The 1,270-nt window shown below is 53.7% G+C and carries 1 protein-coding gene and 1 pseudogene; both read right to left on the bottom strand.

Going from position 1 to position 1,270, the window contains the following annotated elements:
• Positions 1–60: 60 nt before the first annotated feature.
• Positions 61–951, bottom strand: coding sequence for a hypothetical protein (locus ACK59Z_RS25790; protein WP_108190675.1), 891 nt, complete (start codon positions 949–951; stop codon positions 61–63).
• 2 nt (positions 952–953) lie between these two features.
• Positions 954–1,270, bottom strand: a pseudogene (locus ACK59Z_RS25785) (hypothetical protein); the annotation flags it as partial.

The raw sequence follows: 1,270 nt of genomic DNA, 5'->3' as shown, positions 1-1,270 counted from the left end.
GATGGATACGCGTTAGCTGCAGGCAGGGTCCGGAGGTAGCGCTGCTGACAGAGGTGTCGCTCATGTGCGTTTCCTTTGGGTTGAATGCGCTGGGGCCTCCTCAAATGCTTCGGGAGGCGGTGGCGCTGCTCGGACGTTGAACAGGCGGCAGATGCCATACCAGCAGAGTGCGACGGAGAGGTTGTAGGGAAACAGCACGGCCCAGAACGGCAATTGCCAGTTCTTTTTGCCCTGCATTTCACCGGGCTCGCCGGTTCGCCAGGGGGCATAGTGGCGCCAGGCTTCTGCCGGGGTCAGGCAGATGGCGTGGAGTGGCTTGTGCCACCAGTTGGGTTCACCGGGCGGGGGGAGTTTGTCCGGGCCGTGATCCATGAAGTGGCGCAGGTATTCCCACACTTCGGCGACATGTTTGACGCCGGGTTCGGTGGGTTCGTTGCTGTCGACCCAGAGGCAGTCTTTTTGATGCAGGCTGCCGTCTTCGCGGCGGGGGGCGAAGGCGAGGGCATAGCTGGTGCTGAATGATGAGCCGCCGTACTCGGTGCGTTTGAAGATGCCACCTCCGGTGTTAGCCCATTCAAACACAAATCCCTTGCTCAAACGTTGGTAGTAGATTTTTTGGGTTGATCGGTTGAGGCAAATGGTTGATAAGCCCTTTATAAAGAAAATTCGATAAGCTAGGAAAGGAGTAAACACGAAGGGGGTTATTACTAATAAAAGCATCAATAAAATGTCTTCGTTGTAAAGTTTCGAGATGGTAGGGGGTAGATAAGGGTAAGTGCCTATCAGCAGTGTGATCGTCATTGCGCAGTATAGTTTTCCCATAAACACGGAATCTGTTATCCATGGGTTTCTCAGGCACAAGGTATTCTCGGATACGTTTGCCAATTGCCCCCCAATTGCTGGGGGGTGTCCGGAGTATGACGTTGAATTGAATATCCAGATAGTTGCCATGATCAGCGCTCCAGGCGAAAAGTTGACAGGATCTCATTGTCTTCGTCCAGGCCTTGATTGGCGCTGTAAGCTAGATGCAGTGAGACATGATTTTGGTTGGCAACCGTGTTCTCGAAATGCAGGATTAGGCCAGCGTCTACGATGTGTCCGGTTGGAGTGATTGGGAATACGTCCATTCCTTGGTCGTCACGGAGGGAACTCAAGCTTCCTGACCATTCACTTACGCCTAGCCTGAATGCAGGCAGCAGCACTGTGAACTCTACGGTTGGTTGGGGGGTGGCTACTTCGTTATGTGTGATAGCTGTCCAGTTTGGCGGCG

It is taken from the genome of Pseudomonas sp. KCJK9058, from assembly GCF_046230975.1.
In the GTDB taxonomy this organism is placed as follows: domain Bacteria; phylum Pseudomonadota; class Gammaproteobacteria; order Pseudomonadales; family Pseudomonadaceae; genus Aquipseudomonas; species Aquipseudomonas alloputida.
The sequence above is the reverse complement of the archived record's forward strand: the minus strand, read 5'-3'. Positions and strand labels throughout refer to the sequence as shown.